This window comes from Duganella sp. CY15W, from assembly GCF_009857555.1.
GTDB lineage: Bacteria > Pseudomonadota > Gammaproteobacteria > Burkholderiales > Burkholderiaceae_D > Rugamonas > Rugamonas sacchari.
The window spans coordinates 1-16006 of record NZ_WWCQ01000007.1 but is presented as its reverse complement, the minus strand read 5'-3'; the positions used below and the strand labels follow the sequence as shown (position 1 = coordinate 16006).

Annotated in this window: 20 protein-coding genes; 9 read left to right on the top strand and 11 right to left on the bottom strand. The window is 59.9% G+C overall.

From position 1 onward, the window contains the following. From GTP58_RS27025 to GTP58_RS27010, 4 genes are read right to left on the bottom strand one after another with little or no spacing between them, the layout of a single operon-like run. Complete coding sequence (locus tag GTP58_RS27025; protein WP_072784852.1) at nucleotides 1–813, bottom strand: EI24 domain-containing protein; 813 nt, start codon at nucleotides 811–813, stop codon at nucleotides 1–3. Continuing rightward, nucleotides 813–1805 (bottom strand): sterol desaturase family protein, encoded by a 993-nt coding sequence (locus GTP58_RS27020; protein WP_161080110.1) that lies wholly within the window; start codon nucleotides 1803–1805, stop codon nucleotides 813–815. Before GTP58_RS27020 ends, GTP58_RS27025 begins: the two co-directional genes overlap by 1 nt. Next, nucleotides 1802–2575 (bottom strand): polysaccharide deacetylase family protein, encoded by a 774-nt coding sequence (locus GTP58_RS27015; RefSeq protein WP_161080109.1) that lies wholly within the window; start codon nucleotides 2573–2575, stop codon nucleotides 1802–1804. Before GTP58_RS27015 ends, GTP58_RS27020 begins: the two co-directional genes overlap by 4 nt. Next, entirely contained in the window at nucleotides 2575–3537 is a 963-nt protein-coding gene (locus tag GTP58_RS27010) for a cytochrome D1 domain-containing protein (RefSeq protein WP_161080108.1), read from the bottom strand. The genes GTP58_RS27015 and GTP58_RS27010 overlap by 1 nt, the downstream gene beginning before the upstream one ends. Before the next feature lie 90 nt (nucleotides 3538–3627). Here GTP58_RS27010 and GTP58_RS27005 point away from each other — a divergent pair, with 90 nt between their 5' ends. After that, entirely contained in the window at nucleotides 3628–3984 is a 357-nt protein-coding gene (locus GTP58_RS27005; RefSeq protein ID WP_072784861.1) for an FKBP-type peptidyl-prolyl cis-trans isomerase, read from the top strand. A gap of 7 nt (nucleotides 3985–3991) precedes the next feature. On the opposite strand, the gene GTP58_RS27000 is transcribed toward GTP58_RS27005, so the two are convergent. Beyond that, on the bottom strand, nucleotides 3992–4780 hold the full coding sequence (locus tag GTP58_RS27000) for a hypothetical protein (protein WP_161080107.1): 789 nt from the start codon (nucleotides 4778–4780) through the stop codon (nucleotides 3992–3994). Between the two features lie 186 nt (nucleotides 4781–4966). On the opposite strand from GTP58_RS27000, the gene GTP58_RS26995 reads away from it, so the two are divergent. Both GTP58_RS26995 and GTP58_RS26990 read left to right on the top strand, forming a co-directional pair. After that, nucleotides 4967–5272, top strand: coding sequence for an HU family DNA-binding protein (locus GTP58_RS26995; protein WP_343730338.1), 306 nt, complete (start codon nucleotides 4967–4969; stop codon nucleotides 5270–5272). Between the two features lie 167 nt (nucleotides 5273–5439). Continuing rightward, a complete protein-coding gene (locus tag GTP58_RS26990) occupies nucleotides 5440–5691 on the top strand; it encodes an acyl-CoA-binding protein (RefSeq protein ID WP_072784869.1) in 252 nt (83 codons plus the stop codon). Between the two features lie 65 nt (nucleotides 5692–5756). On the opposite strand, the gene GTP58_RS26985 is transcribed toward GTP58_RS26990, so the two are convergent. Both GTP58_RS26985 and GTP58_RS26980 read right to left on the bottom strand, forming a co-directional pair. Further along, nucleotides 5757–6518, bottom strand: a complete 762-nt coding sequence (locus tag GTP58_RS26985; RefSeq protein ID WP_161080106.1) for a PEP-CTERM sorting domain-containing protein — start codon at nucleotides 6516–6518, stop codon at nucleotides 5757–5759. A 105-nt stretch (nucleotides 6519–6623) separates the two neighbouring features. Continuing rightward, on the bottom strand, nucleotides 6624–6902 hold the full coding sequence (locus tag GTP58_RS26980; RefSeq protein ID WP_161080105.1) for a polyhydroxyalkanoic acid system family protein: 279 nt from the start codon (nucleotides 6900–6902) through the stop codon (nucleotides 6624–6626). A 243-nt stretch (nucleotides 6903–7145) separates the two neighbouring features. Between GTP58_RS26980 and fdxA the strand changes: the two genes are divergently transcribed. From fdxA to nth, 5 genes are all read left to right on the top strand, one after another. Further along, nucleotides 7146–7469, top strand: coding sequence for a ferredoxin FdxA (fdxA, locus tag GTP58_RS26975; RefSeq protein WP_161080104.1), 324 nt, complete (start codon nucleotides 7146–7148; stop codon nucleotides 7467–7469). Between the two features lie 47 nt (nucleotides 7470–7516). Continuing rightward, a complete protein-coding gene (locus GTP58_RS26970) occupies nucleotides 7517–8584 on the top strand; it encodes an NAD(P)/FAD-dependent oxidoreductase (RefSeq protein ID WP_161080103.1) in 1068 nt (355 codons plus the stop codon). A 215-nt stretch (nucleotides 8585–8799) separates the two neighbouring features. After that, the gene (locus tag GTP58_RS26965) at nucleotides 8800–10035 is read left to right on the top strand and encodes a polyhydroxyalkanoate depolymerase (RefSeq protein ID WP_161080102.1); all 1236 of its coding nucleotides are present in this window, start codon (nucleotides 8800–8802) and stop codon (nucleotides 10033–10035) included. A 70-nt stretch (nucleotides 10036–10105) separates the two neighbouring features. Next, nucleotides 10106–10780 (top strand): electron transport complex subunit RsxB, encoded by a 675-nt coding sequence (rsxB, locus tag GTP58_RS26960; RefSeq protein ID WP_161080101.1) that lies wholly within the window; start codon nucleotides 10106–10108, stop codon nucleotides 10778–10780. Next, the gene (nth, locus tag GTP58_RS26955) at nucleotides 10777–11424 is read left to right on the top strand and encodes an endonuclease III (RefSeq protein ID WP_072784883.1); all 648 of its coding nucleotides are present in this window, start codon (nucleotides 10777–10779) and stop codon (nucleotides 11422–11424) included. Before rsxB ends, nth begins: the two co-directional genes overlap by 4 nt. On the opposite strand, the gene proB is transcribed toward nth, so the two are convergent. From proB to rplU, 4 genes are all read right to left on the bottom strand, one after another. Then, the gene (gene proB / locus GTP58_RS26950) at nucleotides 11421–12539 is read right to left on the bottom strand and encodes a glutamate 5-kinase (RefSeq protein WP_161080100.1); all 1119 of its coding nucleotides are present in this window, start codon (nucleotides 12537–12539) and stop codon (nucleotides 11421–11423) included. The genes nth and proB overlap by 4 nt on opposite strands. A gap of 179 nt (nucleotides 12540–12718) precedes the next feature. After that, complete coding sequence (gene obgE / locus GTP58_RS26945) at nucleotides 12719–13828, bottom strand: GTPase ObgE (protein WP_161080099.1); 1110 nt, start codon at nucleotides 13826–13828, stop codon at nucleotides 12719–12721. A 100-nt stretch (nucleotides 13829–13928) separates the two neighbouring features. Then, on the bottom strand, nucleotides 13929–14186 hold the full coding sequence (gene rpmA / locus GTP58_RS26940; RefSeq protein ID WP_072784890.1) for a 50S ribosomal protein L27: 258 nt from the start codon (nucleotides 14184–14186) through the stop codon (nucleotides 13929–13931). A 37-nt stretch (nucleotides 14187–14223) separates the two neighbouring features. After that, nucleotides 14224–14535 (bottom strand): 50S ribosomal protein L21, encoded by a 312-nt coding sequence (gene rplU, locus GTP58_RS26935; protein WP_072784892.1) that lies wholly within the window; start codon nucleotides 14533–14535, stop codon nucleotides 14224–14226. A gap of 250 nt (nucleotides 14536–14785) precedes the next feature. Between rplU and ispB the strand changes: the two genes are divergently transcribed. Further along, entirely contained in the window at nucleotides 14786–15775 is a 990-nt protein-coding gene (gene ispB, locus GTP58_RS26930) for an octaprenyl diphosphate synthase (protein ID WP_072784894.1), read from the top strand. Nucleotides 15776–16006: the final 231 nt, after the last annotated feature.

Here is a 16006-nt window from a genome sequence, read left to right as displayed (position 1 = left end):
CTACTCCTTAGAAATGACTTCTTGCGCGCGCAACTGCGCCAGCGCATCCATGCAATAGTACGCGAACCACAAACCGGTAAAGATAAAAATCAGTACGTACAGCCAGATCGACAGCGCAGCCAGGAACGGGAACATCACCACCGCCATCACGCCGCCCAGCCAGATCGCGCCGGGCAGCGCACCGGCCGCGCCGGAAACCACGCCAATCGCCAGCAGGCGCCAGCGGTGTTCGGCCAGGATCTGGTGGCGCTCGTCGCGGCTGGCGTAGTCGGCCAGCGTGTCATACACCATCACGCGGCAGGTGAGCCAGCCCCACAGCAGCGCCTGCACCACCACCGCCAGCGGCGGGAAGAAGTACAGCGGCAAGGTGAGTACCCACAAACCCATAAAGATCAGCATGCCACCCAGCGCCACGCCTACACTGCCCAGGATGGAACCGCCCTTGCGCTGTTCCAGCTGCGGATAATGGCGCAGGCCGACATGGCGGCCGATGATGGGCATGGCCACCACGCCAATGAAGATCAGCGACGTCAGGATCATCAAGGGCAGCAGGGCCAGCATCGCGATCAAGGGCACCACCACTGTTTTCAAGGTGCCCAGGCCGAGCGAAGTCAGCCAGCTGCTGCTGTAGCTGAAGCCGTTATATTCCACGAACTGCGCCTGCACATAATCAATCAGCGGCTGCAGATAGAAATACAGCGCCACCGCCCAGACGCCCAGCGCCAGCAGGAAGGGCGCAACGCTCATCAGCAGCATCTTGCCGTGCCATTGGGACAGGAAGGCGCGGCCCCATGCGCGTACAACACCCACCATCAAACCACCTCCTTGCGTGCATATTCAACCATGCGTTTCAATCCCAGCCACTGCTGCGACCAGAAGCCGCGGCCATAATCGCGGCCCGGCATGACCACGCCGTCGGCGCCCGTGCCGGGCAGCTGGTCGCGGATGCCGGTGGCGACAAATTCCGGCCTGAAGTTCGCGGTGCGGAACACAATGTCCCAGATTGGCAGCAGCACGGCAAAGTTGCAGCCGCCCAGTTTGCCATCATGATTTTCATGACCAACGCCAATCGCATGATGCATGCGATGGTAGCGCGGCGACACCAGCAGGCGCTCGCCCAGCCAGCCAAAGTGCAGACGCACGTTGGCATGCTGCAGGCTTTGCAGGATGCGTGACACCGACACCAGGATCACATATTGTGCCGGCTCCACGCCAATGCACAGTGCGATAACGCCCATGTAGACGTCACGCAGCAGGTCGTCCAGGATGTGGTTGCGGTTGTCGCTCCACAAGTTCAGGTTCTGCTGGCTGTGGTGCAGGCCGTGCAGCCCCCACCACCAGTTGAACTTGTGCGAGGAGCGGTGATACCAGTAATCAAAGAAATCCAGCACCACGAAATACACGAAGAACGCGCCCAGCGGACTGATGCCCGGCCACAGCGCTTCCAGGTTGAACGGATGGAAGCCGTCAAAGCGCAACGCGGCGGCCACGCCATCCATGAGCGGATCGAGCGTGAAGAAGATCAGCACCGAGAACACGCCCACGCGGTGCAGCACGGTATAGAGAAAGTCGTTCCAGCGCGCGCGCGGATCGGTGATCTTCTGCGCCGGGAGCATCGCTTCCAGCGGCCGCAGCACCAGGAACAGCAGCGCCAGTTCCAGTACGCCGATCAGCAGCCATTCCGTGCCTTCGAAAGCGTCTTCGATAAATTCGCCCAGGCCGAGCTGGAACACCAGCGGCTGGACCACGGTTTCAAACAACCAGCCCTGGGCAATGCCCAGCCAGTCCGAGAGGGTTTGCATCATTTTTTAAACACGCTTGCGTAATCGGGATGCTCGCGCAGGGTCGCGAAGCACATGCCTTTTTGCTCCAGACCGCTAATCAGGGGCTCCAGATTGGCCGGCGCCCACGGATCTTTGCGCGACCAGATGCCCATGTGGATCAGCACGATATCGCCGCCCTTCAGCATGCGCAACGACTTTTGCAGAAGTACCGTATTCGGATACTTTTCGCTCGACAGTTCATCGCCCGAGAATCCCGCCGGCGTCCAGCCCACATGCGCGTAGCCGCAAGCCCTGCCCGCCTCCAGCAGGCGTGGCGAGGTGCGTCCGGCCGGTGCGCGCCACACGGGATCGAGATGCCTGCCGGTCAGTTCGACAAAGCGCTGGTCAACGCGCTGGAGCTGTTCGCAGTACTGCCTGGCGCTCCAGCTGACCTGCTTGCCGGCCGACTCGCCAAAGCCGGGCTTGAAGACCAGTTGGCCGTCCGCGCCATCGCGCACGAACACGGCGTGGTCGAAGGTGTGCGAGCCGATCACATGGCCTTCGGCCACGCGCGCTTTCCAGAACGCCGACCAGGCCGGGTCCAGCGAATAATCGCCGCGCACGGTTTTTTCGTTGGCCAGGAAGAAGCTGGCCTGGATGTGATGGCGCTTGAGCGTATCGGCAATCAGCTCGGCCTGCGACTGGCTGCCGGTATCAAAGGTGAGATAGACCGTGCCTTTGCAGTGCGCGGCGGCGGGCGCAGCGGGCGTCACCGCCAGCGCTAACAGGGTCAGGGCGGCGGTAAATTTCATCAGCGCTGGGCGGAGTTGAAGAAGAACACACCGTGCGGCGAGCGGCCTACGGGGATCAGCTTGACCACCTTGCGCGTTGGCAGGTCAATCACCGCCACCTTTTTAATCCAGCGCAGCGTGACCCACATGGTCTTGCCGTCGTCGGTCACTTCCATGCAGTCCGGGCCGCCGGGCACATTGATCTGGCCGACGTTTTCCAGTGTCTTCTGATCGATGATGTTAATCGAGTTGGACACCCGGTTGGACACATAGGTGTAGCGTCCATCGCCCGCCGAGCGGAAGTTGTGCGCGCCCTGGCCGGTCTTGATGCGCTTGACGGTCTTCTGCGCCTTCCAGTCGATGACTTCGACATAATCCGCACCCATGATGCCGACCAGCAGATATTTGTCATCCGGTGTCATCGCGATCCCCGCCGGCAGCTTGCCGACCGGGAGCGTCCACTTCAAGGTCTGCGTGCTCAGGTCAATCGCGCTGACCTGGTCGCTGCCCTGCTGGGTAATGAACACCATATTGCTGGCGGCATTGAACGCCATGTGGCTCGGCAGCTTGGGCAGCGGAATGCGCTTGGCCAGCGTCATGGACGAGCCGTCATATTGATACAGGTCGACGCGGTCGAGACGCAGCGAGTTCGAGACAAACCACTTCTGGTCCGGCGAGAAGCCGATCTGGTAAGGATCGAGAATGTTTTTGATGGTGCGCTGCACCTGGCCGGACTTGGGGTCAAGGAAGATCAGTTCATTCCCAACCGAGCTGGCAACAATCAGCGACTTATTATCCGGCGTGGCCATCAGGTGGTGCGGCTCCTTGCCGACCGGGATGGTGGAGAGATCCTTGTACGTCGCCTGGTCCAGCAACTGTATGGTGGCGTCACGGGAATTCAGGACAACCACGACATTGGCCTGGGCGCTGCCAACAGCCAGCAAGGCGCAGGAAAGGACGATACGGCGGAAACTGCGGAGCATGAAAAATCGCTTAGAAGAGCAAAACCTTATTTTACGTGCAAACCTGTGCCCCTGCTACAATTCGGGCCTGTTTCTAATGAAAGGAAGATCATGTCCACCATCACCACTCCATCCGGTCTGCAATACATCGAACTGACCGTGGGCGAAGGCGCTGAAGCCAAAGCCGGCCAGAACGTCACCGTGCACTACACCGGCTGGCTGCAAAACGACGACGGCAGCAAAGGCCCGAAATTCGATTCGAGCAAAGACCGCAACGATCCGTTTGAATTCGCACTGGGCGCCGGCATGGTCATCCGCGGCTGGGACGAAGGCGTGCAAGGCATGAAGATCGGCGGCGCCCGCCAGCTGATTATTCCAGCAGACCTGGGCTACGGCTCGCGCGGCGCCGGCGGCGTAATTCCGCCAAACGCAACGCTGATCTTTGACGTCGAACTGCTGGGCGTTTAATTCAGGCTTAGCGCTGCCAGTTCCTGCGCAGCGCTTCCAGTTCGGCCCGCGTGTCGAGCATGCCGCCGACGATGCGCTGGTCGATCGCTTCCAGCAGCGCCGTCGGCATCTCCGTCCCCGCCATGCGGTAATTGCCCATCGCCGGCAGCGGCCGCGGATTCTGCACCAGCACCGGTATGCGCCACTCTTCGCTGGCGCGGCAAGCAATCCCCACCAGATCCTGCGCCATGCCCACCAGCGTAAAGCTGCGGCAGTAGCTGCCCTCATTCGACAAGAAGCTCAATCCCACGCGCACTTCGCCATCCGATGGCGCCGCACCGCCGAGCTGCTGACTCAGCGCGATGGCCAGCCTGCCCTGCGCCACCAGCAAGCCATTGCGGCTCACCACTTCCGTTGGCGCCGGCGCCGGATCGCCAAACCAGTTCGGCTGCCAGTGAGACAAACCAAACTTGCCCGCGGCCAGACCCAGCACCATCACCAGCGCCAGGGCGCTCCATTCCAGCCAGCTCCAGTGCCGGCGCGCGGCCTTGCGCGCCGCCTGCTGCGAGGCCAGGCGCTGCGCGCGCACCGCCGACAGCTGCACCACCTTGGCATTGACTTGCGCGCCGACGCGCGCGCGCCGGCCGGCAGGATTGTGCTGATCGGCGTACACGCCCTCATCGCGCGCGGCGCGCAAACGGGCGACGCGGCGCGCCAGGTTGCTGTCCTGGCGCATGGCAGCCTCCACCGCAAGACGGGTAGTCTCGTCCAGTTCGCCATCGGCGTATGCGATCAGTGTCTCGTCTGAAAAGCTCATGATCCCGTCCTTTAGACGTTCATCATAAACCTTTTTTTCCTCATGATGCTGGATTGCAGAAATGACGTAAGCCCTTTAAATACAAGGCTTTATTTGCGCTGCAACGCAGCGAGACAATAAATATAAGGCTTACTTCATACAGAAACCATTACTTTTAACAATATTTATGCTAATCTGCGCGCTCCAATAACCAAGGAGGTAGTAATGAAAAAAGGCGAACTGATTGCAGAATTTGCGAAACGCACCGAGCTGTCCGCTGCTGCCGCCAACGGCGCAGTGAACACTCTGATCGCCATCATCACTGAGCGTCTGAAAAAAGGCGACTCGGTAGGCATCACCGGCTTCGGCACCTTCTCCGTAGCCAAGCGCGCTGCACGTAAAGGCCGCAATCCTGCAACCGGCGAAGCGATCAAGATCGCCGCGTCGAAAACCCCGAAATTCTCGGCTGGCGCCACGCTGAAATCGGCAGTCAACCCGACCAAGAAGAAGTAATTCTTCCGGAGTTTTACGCAGTGCCTGTCTAGGGCATCGGCAACGGCGGTTCATGCAGGCTTGGTCCTGAATGAGCCGCCGTTCTGTTTTGGAGCGCGTCCTCTAGCGGTTTTGATGTCAGCTGCGGTTATGATGGCGCATCAATCTATTACACCAAGGAGCGCGGTATGAGTTTGCAAGAACAATTTGACCAGGCCCAGGCGGACTCGAAAAATCTGCCAGAGCGTCCAGACAACATGACCCTGCTGAAGATCTACGCGCTGTTCAAACAGGCGTCCAGCGGCGACGCCACCGGCGACCGTCCCGGCATGACCGACTTCGTCGGCCGCGCCAAATACGATGCATGGGCTGAGCTCAAAGGCAAAACCCAGGACGAAGCAAAACAGCTGTACATCGACCTGATCGAAGATCTGAAGTAATCAATCTGACGTCATAAAAAAAGGCCCTTTAAATTTAAAGGGCCTTTTGTTTTGGTGCAGATGATTTAGCAGGCTTTGCGGCGACGCGCCAGCAGGCCCATGATGCCCAGGCCGGCCAGCAGCATGGCATAGGTTTCCGGCTCAGGTACAGCCGAAATGCTGAATGCGGTGATGCGCTGGTCGGCGTCGGTGCCGCCAGTGCCGCCAGTGAAGCCGATATACATGCTGCTGCCGAACTTGGCGCTCAGGTCCACTACCTTGCTGTCGCTGATGCTGTACGAGGTGTTGGTGCTGCCGTCCAGGAAGTTGCCGCTCAGGGTCAGCACATGGGTGGTGGCGTTGTAGCTCACGGTCTCGGTGCCGGTCACATTGTTCGACGCGCCCAGGTTGAACGGGCCAGTCTTCAGGCCTTGCACCACGCCGTTGGTGCTCAGGCCGTAGTCATTGTTATGCCAGCTGCGGATCACCGAACCCACTGCGCTCGAACCCGAGCCGCCGATATTCCAGTAACCGACATCGCCGCCGCCATTGCCGGTGACGTTGTTGCCGGCATTCTGGAACGCCAGCGCGATACCGTCCGCCATTTTGCCGCTATCGTTCCCCAGCAGCGAGAACGAGAAGCTGGTGCTGAACGATTGCGAAGTCGAGATGGAATTCTTGACCCAGCCGGCGCCCGACTGGCTGGTGGTATTGGTCAGTTGCAGCTGGTTGCCCACCAGCGCGGCGCTGCCCGCCAGGTTCAGCGTGGACAGGTCGATCACGGCGGCCGAGGCTGGAACAGTGAAAGCAGCAGCAACAACAGCAGAAACAGCAAGCATGGAACGCATGGGAATTCCTTCAGTTAGTAAAAGAATGACATCGATTGGAAACGATTATCACACGGTCCATGCATGCTTGCAATTAAATTTTGCAAACAACAACTATAATTTTATTTAAGCAACAAATAGCTGACGCATTTTCTCCGTCACCTTGGCCTCCACCGCTGCCGCCATCATGCTGATCGGGAAGCCCAAAGCGATCTGCAACTGGGCCTGGTTGGGCCGCAAGGTCAGCGCGCCATTGACGCCGCTACGCTCGAAACGCAGCACGTCGCCGTCCCAGCGGCAAGTCAGTTCGAATTGTTCGGCCAGCTTGTCGGCCACTTGCTGGGCGGCCGCGCGGGCCTGCTCCGGCGCCAGGTGATGCTCCTGAACGATGTTGATGTCGGCCATGCGGCTCCCCTCTGCTCAAAATAAACAAAGGCGCAATGATGCCAGTTGCGTCCGTGGCGCGCCAGTTTACAAGGGGGTTGAGGAAGTGTTTCGCTTTCCCCGAATGAATTTGCTTATATGTATTGTATATAAGCGCTGTTTGTGAGAAATAGCGAATTACCTTAAAATACAGTGCTTTGCCGAGGTTAGCCAGGCACCGCCCCGCCGCCGACGCCGCTGCACACCAACATTGATAGGACTGTTATGACCCACGTTGTCACCGAATCTTGCATCAGCTGCCGTTACACGGACTGCGTCGATGTTTGCCCGGTAGATTGTTTCCGCCAAGGCCCAAACTTCCTCGCCATCGATCCTGACGAGTGCATCGACTGCGCAGTCTGCGTTGCCGAATGCCCAGTGAACGCGATTTACGCAGAAGAAGATGTCCCAGGCGATCAACAGCAGTTCATCAAGATCAACGTTGACCTGGCACGTAAATGGCCTTCGATCACCAAGACGGTCGCTCCGATGGCGGAAGCGGACCAGTTCAAGGACGTCAAAGAAAAACTGCACCTGCTGGTACGCTAAGCTGAGTAAAGCGCTGCTGCCACACTGAAATCACAGGAAACCCACGTATGAATAGTACCGTTACACCTACTGGCGTCATCGAAGCCGATGCCGTCATCATTGGCGCCGGCCCGGTCGGCCTGTTCCAGGTCTTCGAACTCGGCCTGCTGGAAATCAAAGCCCACGTGATCGATTCGCTGAACGCGGTGGGTGGACAGTGCGTGGAACTGTATCCTGACAAACCAATTTACGACATCCCGGCGGTGCCATCGTGCACCGGCCAGGAACTGACCGACAACCTGCTCAAGCAGATCGAGCCGTTCGAGCCGACCTTCCACCTGGGCCAGGAAGTGACCAAGGTCGAGCGCCGCGACGACGGCCGCTTCGACGTCGAAACTACGCTCGGCACCAAGTTCATCACCAAGACCATCTTCATCGCCGCCGGCGTCGGTTCGTTCCAGGCCCGTACGCTGAAAGTCGACGGTATCGAAGTCTTCGAAGGCAGCCAGCTGCACTACAAGGTCAAGGACCCGGCGCAGTTCGAAGGCAAGAACCTGGTCATCTGCGGCGGCGGCGACTCCGCACTGGACTGGGCCCTGAACTTCGTCGGCAAAGCGGAGTCGGTCGTGCTGCTGCACCGCCGCGAAGATTTCCGCGCCGCGCCAGCCTCGGTCGCGAAGATGAAAGCGCTGTGCGACGACTACGAAATGCAGCTGCTGGTTGGCACCGCCACCGGCTTTGAAACCTCGGAAGATGGCAAGCTGGAGCACCTGAAGGTTACCGCTGCCGACGGCGTCACCCGCCGCGTGCCGCTGGACATGCTGCTGGTGTTCTACGGCCTGTCGCCAAAACTGGGCCCGATCGCTGAATGGGGCCTGGACATCGAGCGCCGCCAGCTGAAAGTGCAGAACACCGAGAAGTTCGAGACCAACGTCCCGGGCATCTTTGCGGTGGGCGACATCAACACCTACCCAGGCAAGAAAAAACTGATCCTGTCCGGCTTCCACGAAGCGGCGCTGGCCGCCTTTGGCGCCGCCCCATACATCTTCCCGGACAAGAAGATCCACATGCAGTACACCACCACCTCGCCGAAGCTGCACAAAGTGCTGGGCGTGGAAACGCCAGTCTTCGACTGAACGACAAGCAACTGTCCTACAAAAAAGCAGCGGGAACGCTGCTTTTTTTATGCCCAAACCAGTATTATTCTTTCTTACAAGATTGCCTGTGGATTCCACGTAGTCTTGCCAATCAGCACAAGGAAATGCTTTAACGACACGGCCACAGCTCTTATAATTTGGCTTATGATGTCAGCTATTGGTGCATCGCACCAAGCTCACCACCGGGATGCCTTATGCTCTACCAACTCCATGAAATGCAGCGTTCCTTCCTCACGCCACTGATGCAGTGGGCGGACGCTTCTTCGAAACTGTTCACCAATCCGGTATCGCCATTCGCCCATACGCCGTTCTCGCAGCGCATCGCTGCCGGCTACGAACTGATGTACCGCCTGGGCAAGGACTACGAGAAACCAGCATTTGAAATCGACAGCACCGAAATCAAGGGTGCAACCGTCGGCATCATCGAACACGTGGCCGTGAACAAACCGTTCTGCCGCCTGATCCACTTTAAAAAAGACCTGGACGATAAAAAGTTCAAGGCACTCAAACAGCCGACCGTGCTGCTGGTGGCGCCGCTGTCCGGCCACCACTCGACGCTGCTGCGCGATACCGTGCGCGGCCTGATCGTCGACCACGACGTCTACATCACCGACTGGACCGATGCCCGCATGGTGCCGATGTCGGAAGGTCCGTTCCACCTGGACGACTACATCTACTACGTGCAGGACTTCATCCGCCAACTGGGACCGGACGTCCACGTGATTTCCGTGTGCCAGCCGACCGTGCCGGTGCTGGCCGCCATCGCGCTGATGGCCAGCGACAATGATCCCAAGCTGCCGAAGACCATGACCATGATGGGCGGCCCGATCGATCCACGCCGCTCGCCAACGCAAGTCAACAACCTGGCCACCGAGAAGAAGTTCTCGTGGTTTGAAAACACCGTGATCTACTCGGTGCCGCCGAACTACCCGGGCTTTGGCCGCAAGGTCTATCCAGGCTTCCTGCAGCACGCCGGCTTTATCGCCATGAACCCGGGCCGCCACGCGCAGAGCCACCGCGACTTCTACAACCACCTGGTGGAAGGCGACGAGGAAACCGCAGAATCGCACCGCAAGTTCTACGACGAATACAACGCCGTGCTCGACATGCCTGCCGAGTACTACCTGGACACCATCAAGACCGTGTTCCAGGACCACGCGCTGCCGAAAGGCGAATGGCTGGTGGGCGGCAAGCTGGTGCGCCCGCAGGACATCCAGAGCGTGGCCCTGTTCACCGTCGAAGGCGAGCTGGATGACATCTCCGGCGCCGGCCAGACCCAGGCCGCGCACGACCTGTGCACCGGCATCCCGGCCGACAAGCAGCAGGACCTGGTGGTGCAAGGCGCCGGCCACTACGGCATCTTCTCCGGCCGCCGCTGGCGCCAGATGGTGTGCCCGCAGATCACCGAGTTCATCAAGAAACACGGCTGATAACATGGTCTTACGCCCCGTTCAACGGGGCGTTTTACTATAATGGCGTTTTATCGCCATCCGCCAAGCCGTGCCCACCTCCCCATCCCTTGCCGACCGCATCGAAGATGCCCTGCCGCAGACGCAATGCACCAAATGCGGCTTTGACGGCTGCCGCCCGTATGCGCAAGCCATTGCCGCCGGCACGGCCGAGATCAACCAGTGCCCGCCAGGAGGCGCCGAAGGCATAGCGCGCCTGTCGTCCGTCACCGGCCGCAAGGTGATTCCGCTAAATCCCGTAAATGGACTGGAGCGGCCGCGCGCGGTCGCCTACATCGACGAATCGCTGTGCATCGGCTGCACGCTGTGCATCCAGGCCTGCCCGGTGGACGCCATCATCGGCGCGGGCAAGTTGATGCACACCGTGGTGCCGTCGCTGTGCACCGGCTGCGACCTGTGCGTCTCGCCCTGCCCGGTCGATTGCATCGTCATGTACCCGGTCACTGACACCACGGGCTGGGACGCGTGGACGCAAGCCGACGCCGACGCCGCGCGCGAGCGCCACGACTTCCGCACCATGCGCCTCCAGCGCGACAAGCAGGAAAACGATGCGCGCCTGGCCGAAAAGGCCAAGTCCAAGATGGAGAAAGTGAATGCCATCGATCCTGCGGATGCCGAATCGGCCGCCGCGCTGGAACGCAAACGCGCCATCATCGCCGCCGCCATGGAACGCGCGCGCCTCAAGAAAGAATCCGAGAACAAATGAACGCAGCCAAACGCTACGAAATGTTTGTGCGCTTCCGCGCCGCCAACCCAAAACCAGAAACTGAACTTGCATACACCACGCCGTTCGAACTGCTGATCGCCGTGCTGCTGTCGGCGCAGGCGACCGACGTCGGCGTCAACAAAGCCACGCGCAAGCTGTATCCGGTGGCGAACACACCGCAGGCGATACTGGATCTGGGACTGGAAGAACTGACCGAATACATCCGCACCATCGGCCTGTACAAAACCAAGGCCAAGAACGTGATGGCGACGTGCCAGATGCTGGTCGAGCTGCATGGCGGCGAAGTGCCGCAGGATAGAGAATCGCTGGAAGCCCTGCCGGGGGTGGGCCGCAAAACCGCCAACGTGGTGCTGAATACAGCGTTTGGCCAGCCCACGATGGCGGTGGACACCCACATCTTCCGCGTGTCCAACCGCACCGGCCTGGCGCCGGGCAAGAACGTCGACATCGTCGAACAGAAGCTGCTGAAATTCGTACCGAAAGAATTCCTGCAGGACGCCCACCACTGGCTGATCCTGCACGGCCGCTACACCTGCAAGGCGCGCAAGCCCGAATGCTGGAATTGCATCCAGGTCGACCTGTGCGACTACCGCAGCAAAACGCCCGCGCCAGCAGGCGCTTAAACCAATACCAGGTTATCGCGGTGGATCAGTTCCTTGCCTTCGACGAAGCCAAGGATGGATTCGATCTCGCTCGAAGGCTTGCGCATGATGCGGCGGGTTTCGGCGCTGGTGTAGTTTGACAGGCCGCGCGCGACCGCGATGCCGTCCGAATTCACGCAGGTGATGACGGCGCCGCGGCCAAACTCGCCTTTCACATCCGTCACGCCGATGGGCAGCAGCGACTTGCCTTCGCCCGTCAGCTTCTGCACTGCGCCCGCGTCCAGCACTACCTGGCCGACGGTATGCAGATGATCCGCCATCCACTGCTTGCGCGCGGTCAGGTGGCCGGTCTGCGCCGCCAATTCGGTACCGATCGATTCGCCGGCGGCCAGACGCGCCAGCACGTCATTCTCGCGGCCATAAGCGATGATCGTGTGCGCGCCTGATTTGGCGGCGCGCTTGGCTGCCAGGATCTTGGTCAGCATGCCGCCGCGTCCCAGGCTGCTGCCGGCACCACCAGCCATCGCCTCGAGTGCCGGATCGCCCGCGCGGCCCTGCTGGATCAGCACCGCCGATGGATCTTTGCGCGGATCGGCGCTGTACAGGCCTTTCTGGTCAGTGAGGATAATCAGCGCATCAGCCTCGATCAGGTTGGCCACCAGTGCGCCCAGCGTATCATTGTCGCCGAACTTGATCTCGTCGGTAACCACCGTATCGTTCTCGTTGATGATCGGGACGATCCCCAGCCGCAGCAAGGTAGTCAGCGTCGAACGCGCATTCAGATAGCGTTCGCGGTCGGCCAGGTCGGCGTGCGTGAGCAGCACCTGCGCCGTACCCAGTCCATGCGCGCGGAAGCTGGTTTCATAAATCTGCGCGAGGCCCATCTGGCCCACGGCGGCGCAGGCTTGCAGTTCGTGGATATCGGTGGGGCGGGCTTCAAAGCCCAGGCGCAGCATGCCCTCGGCAATTGCGCCGGACGATACCAGTACAACCTGCTTGCCCAATGCGCGCAGGCCTGCGATCTGCGCGGCCCAGCGCGCGATGGCAGCGTGATCGAGTCCGCGGCCATCATTGGTGACCAGCGATGATCCAACCTTGATGATGATGCGGTGTGATTTTTGTATGACGGAATTCATGGGTGCGACAACATTCTCAAAACAAGCGGGAGGGGGATCTGCTGTATTTTGGCGGGCTGGTTGCCCTGCTTTGCCGCTAACAGTCGCCGGCCCTGCGGTGGGCAGAACGGGCGCCGAGATGGAAAGGCATAATCAGCTGATAACTGATTATGCCGGTGATGCGGTGGGGAGTCGAGTACTTAGTCGATGATCTTGAAGCGCGGATCGTCCGGATCGATCGACGAAATCGCGCGCGCCTCTTCCGTCATATGGGTTTCTTCCGCACGCTGCTCGACGTGACGGGTTTCTTCCAGATGCTTCTGGATGGCGTTGACCAGTTCCTGCGTGCCGTCGTGGCTCAGCGCAGAGATCTCGAATACCGGGCCTTTGAAGCCGAACTTCTTGATGAAATCCTTGACCTTCTTGGCGCGTTCTTCTTCCGGCACCATGTCCAGCTTGTTCAGCACCAGCCAGCGTGGCTTGTCGACCAGCTCTTCGTCGTACTTTTTCAGTTCATTGACCAGCGCCTTGGCTTCCTTGACCGGGTCCACAGTCGCCTCGAACGGCGCCAGGTCGACGATGTGCAGCAGCAGGCCGGTACGCGACAGGTGACGCAGGAACTGGTGGCCCAGGCCCGCACCTTCGGCAGCGCCTTCGATCAAGCCAGGAATGTCGGCGATCACAAAGCTCTTCTCGTGCGAGACACGGACCACGCCCAGGTTCGGGTGCAGCGTGGTAAATGGATAGTCAGCGATCTTCGGACGCGCGTTCGACACGGCGGTAATGAAGGTCGACTTGCCGGCGTTCGGCATCCCCAGCAGACCGACGTCCGCCAGCACCTTCAGTTCCAGGCGCAGGACGCGGTGTTCGCCTTCCTTGCCGGGCGTCTTCTGGCGCGGTGCGCGGTTGGTCGAGGTCTTGAAGTGGATGTTGCCCCAGCCGCCCTCGCCGCCCTTGGCCAGCAGTTCCAGCTGACCGTGTTCGCTCAGGTCCGCCAGGATTTCGCCGGAGACGTCATCGATAATCAGGGTGCCCAGCGGCATGCGCAGGTGCATGTCGTCAGCGCCGCGGCCATAGCAGTCAGCGCCACGGCCCGCTTCGCCGTTACCGGCGCGGTGCATTTTGGAGAAGCGGAAATCGACCAAGGTATTGATGTTACGGTCCGCTATGGCCCAGATCGAGCCCCCTTTGCCGCCGTCGCCGCCGTCAGGGCCGCCGAACGGGCGGAATTTTTCACGGCAAAACGAAGAGCAGCCATTGCCGCCGTCGCCACCGATCACTTCAATTCTTGCTTCGTCGATAAACTTCATAATGTACCGCCATAAAACTAAAAGGCTCCACCATGGGCAGAGCCTTTCGATTGAAGGCTTGCGCCTTACAAACGGCCTAACGGGTAGGCCGGAGCGTAAATTACGCTGCTACTACGGTGACGAACTGCTTCGAGCCTTCACCTTTTTTCACGAACTTGACCACGCCGTCCACCAGAGCGAACAGGGTGTGATCTTTGCCGGTGCCTACACCTTCGCCGGCGCGCACTGGGGTGCCGCGTTGACGAATGATGATGCCGCCTGCATTGATGGTTTGGCCGCCGTAAACCTTAACGCCCAGGCGTTTTGATTCTGAGTCACGACCATTTCGCGTAGTGCCGCCGCCTTTTTTGTGTGCCATGCTAAAGCTCCTTGACTAAAAAAGTGTCGATACGCGATTAGGCGTTAATCGAAACAACTTGGATTTCGGTGTAGTTCTGACGGTGACCCTGATGCTTCTGGTAGTGCTTACGACGACGCATCTTGAAGATCTTCACCTTATCGTGACGACCGTGGGAAACAACAGTTACCAGAACCTTGGCACCTTCAACCAGCGGAGCACCGAACTTGATGCTTTCGCCCGCGCCAACGGCGAGGACTTGGTCAATGGTGATTTCGGAACCAATGTCTGCCGGTATCTGTTCTACTTTGAGTTTTTCGCCTGCAGCAACTTTATATTGTTTGCCGCCGGTTTTTATGACCGCGTACATGATTTGAAACCTCTTCAAATGTTGGAAAAATCCCCCGGAGAAACCGGGGAACCGCAGATTATACACAGGAACGGAATTTGCGTCAAAAACTATACACAAATGGCCGAGAGCGTGGTATGTCAATCAATTTTCCTGCCAGACATGATTGGCAATACAACAATCTAGTTGCACGAAACAGGGGCTAGCGCCCCTAGAGGCGGGGGCATGGCGTATAATCCCGGCACCAATAGTCTAACTGCACAGGTTCGTCTTGTCTGCCGCCAACCCAAACGCCACCCAAAACAACATCACCCACACCATTGCCGCCGACATGGACGCGGTCAACGCGGTGATCCGTCAACGCCTGCATTCCGAGGTCAGCCTTGTTAATCAGATTGCGGAATACATCATCAGCGCGGGCGGCAAACGCATCCGTCCGGTACTGGTGCTGCTGGTAGCCAACGCTTATTCGTACCAGGGCAGCGCCCACCACGAACTGGCTGCCGTGGTTGAATTCATCCACACCGCCACCCTGCTGCACGACGACGTGGTCGACGAATCGTCGCTGCGCCGCGGCCGCGCCACCGCCAACGCCCTGTTCGGCAACGCCGCCTCGGTGCTGGTCGGCGACTTCCTGTATTCGCGCGCGTTCCAGATGATGGTCAGCCTGAACAATATGCGCGTGATGCAGATTCTGTCGGACGCCACCAACGTGATTGCCGAAGGCGAAGTGCTGCAGTTGCTGAACATGCACGACCCGGACGTCACGCAAGAGCGCTACCTGCAAGTGATCCGCTCCAAGACCGCCAAGCTGTTTGAAGCGGCGGCCGAGCTGGGTGCCCTGGTGGCCGGCGCCAACGACGCCCAGATCGCTGCCGCCGGCGAATACGGCCGCTCGCTGGGCACCGCCTTCCAGCTCATCGACGACGTGCTGGACTACGCGGGCGACGCCAGCGAAATCGGCAAAAACGTCGGCGACGACCTGCGCGAAGGCAAACCGACGCTACCGCTGATCTACCTGATGGAAAACGGCACGGCCGAACAGCGCGAGCTGGTCCGTTCCTGCATCGAACAGGGCGACGAGCAGCACTTCGACACCATCCTGGCCGCCATCACCAGTAGCGGCGCGCTGGACTACACGCGCGAACAGGCCGTGATTGCCGCCCGGCGCGCGGCCGAAGCGATTGCCGACCTGCCGGACAGCGTCTACAAGGAATCGCTACTCCAGCTGGCGCACTTCTCGGTGCACCGCAACCACTAAAACAGAACGGCGCTGCGGCGCCGTTTTTCATTGCTGCCTAACTCCGGGGTCAGGTCCGTCATTTCTACACGAACTCAACCGTAGCAGACGACAAGGGCTGAGCCCGTGTAGAAATGACGGACCTCGTATATTGAGCATACCGCCTCTTCCCCTGATAATAGGGAAGTAGCTGCGGCCAGGCAGAGTGATGCTGAACAGACCTAGTGCCGATGAGCACGTGGGTCAGATAAG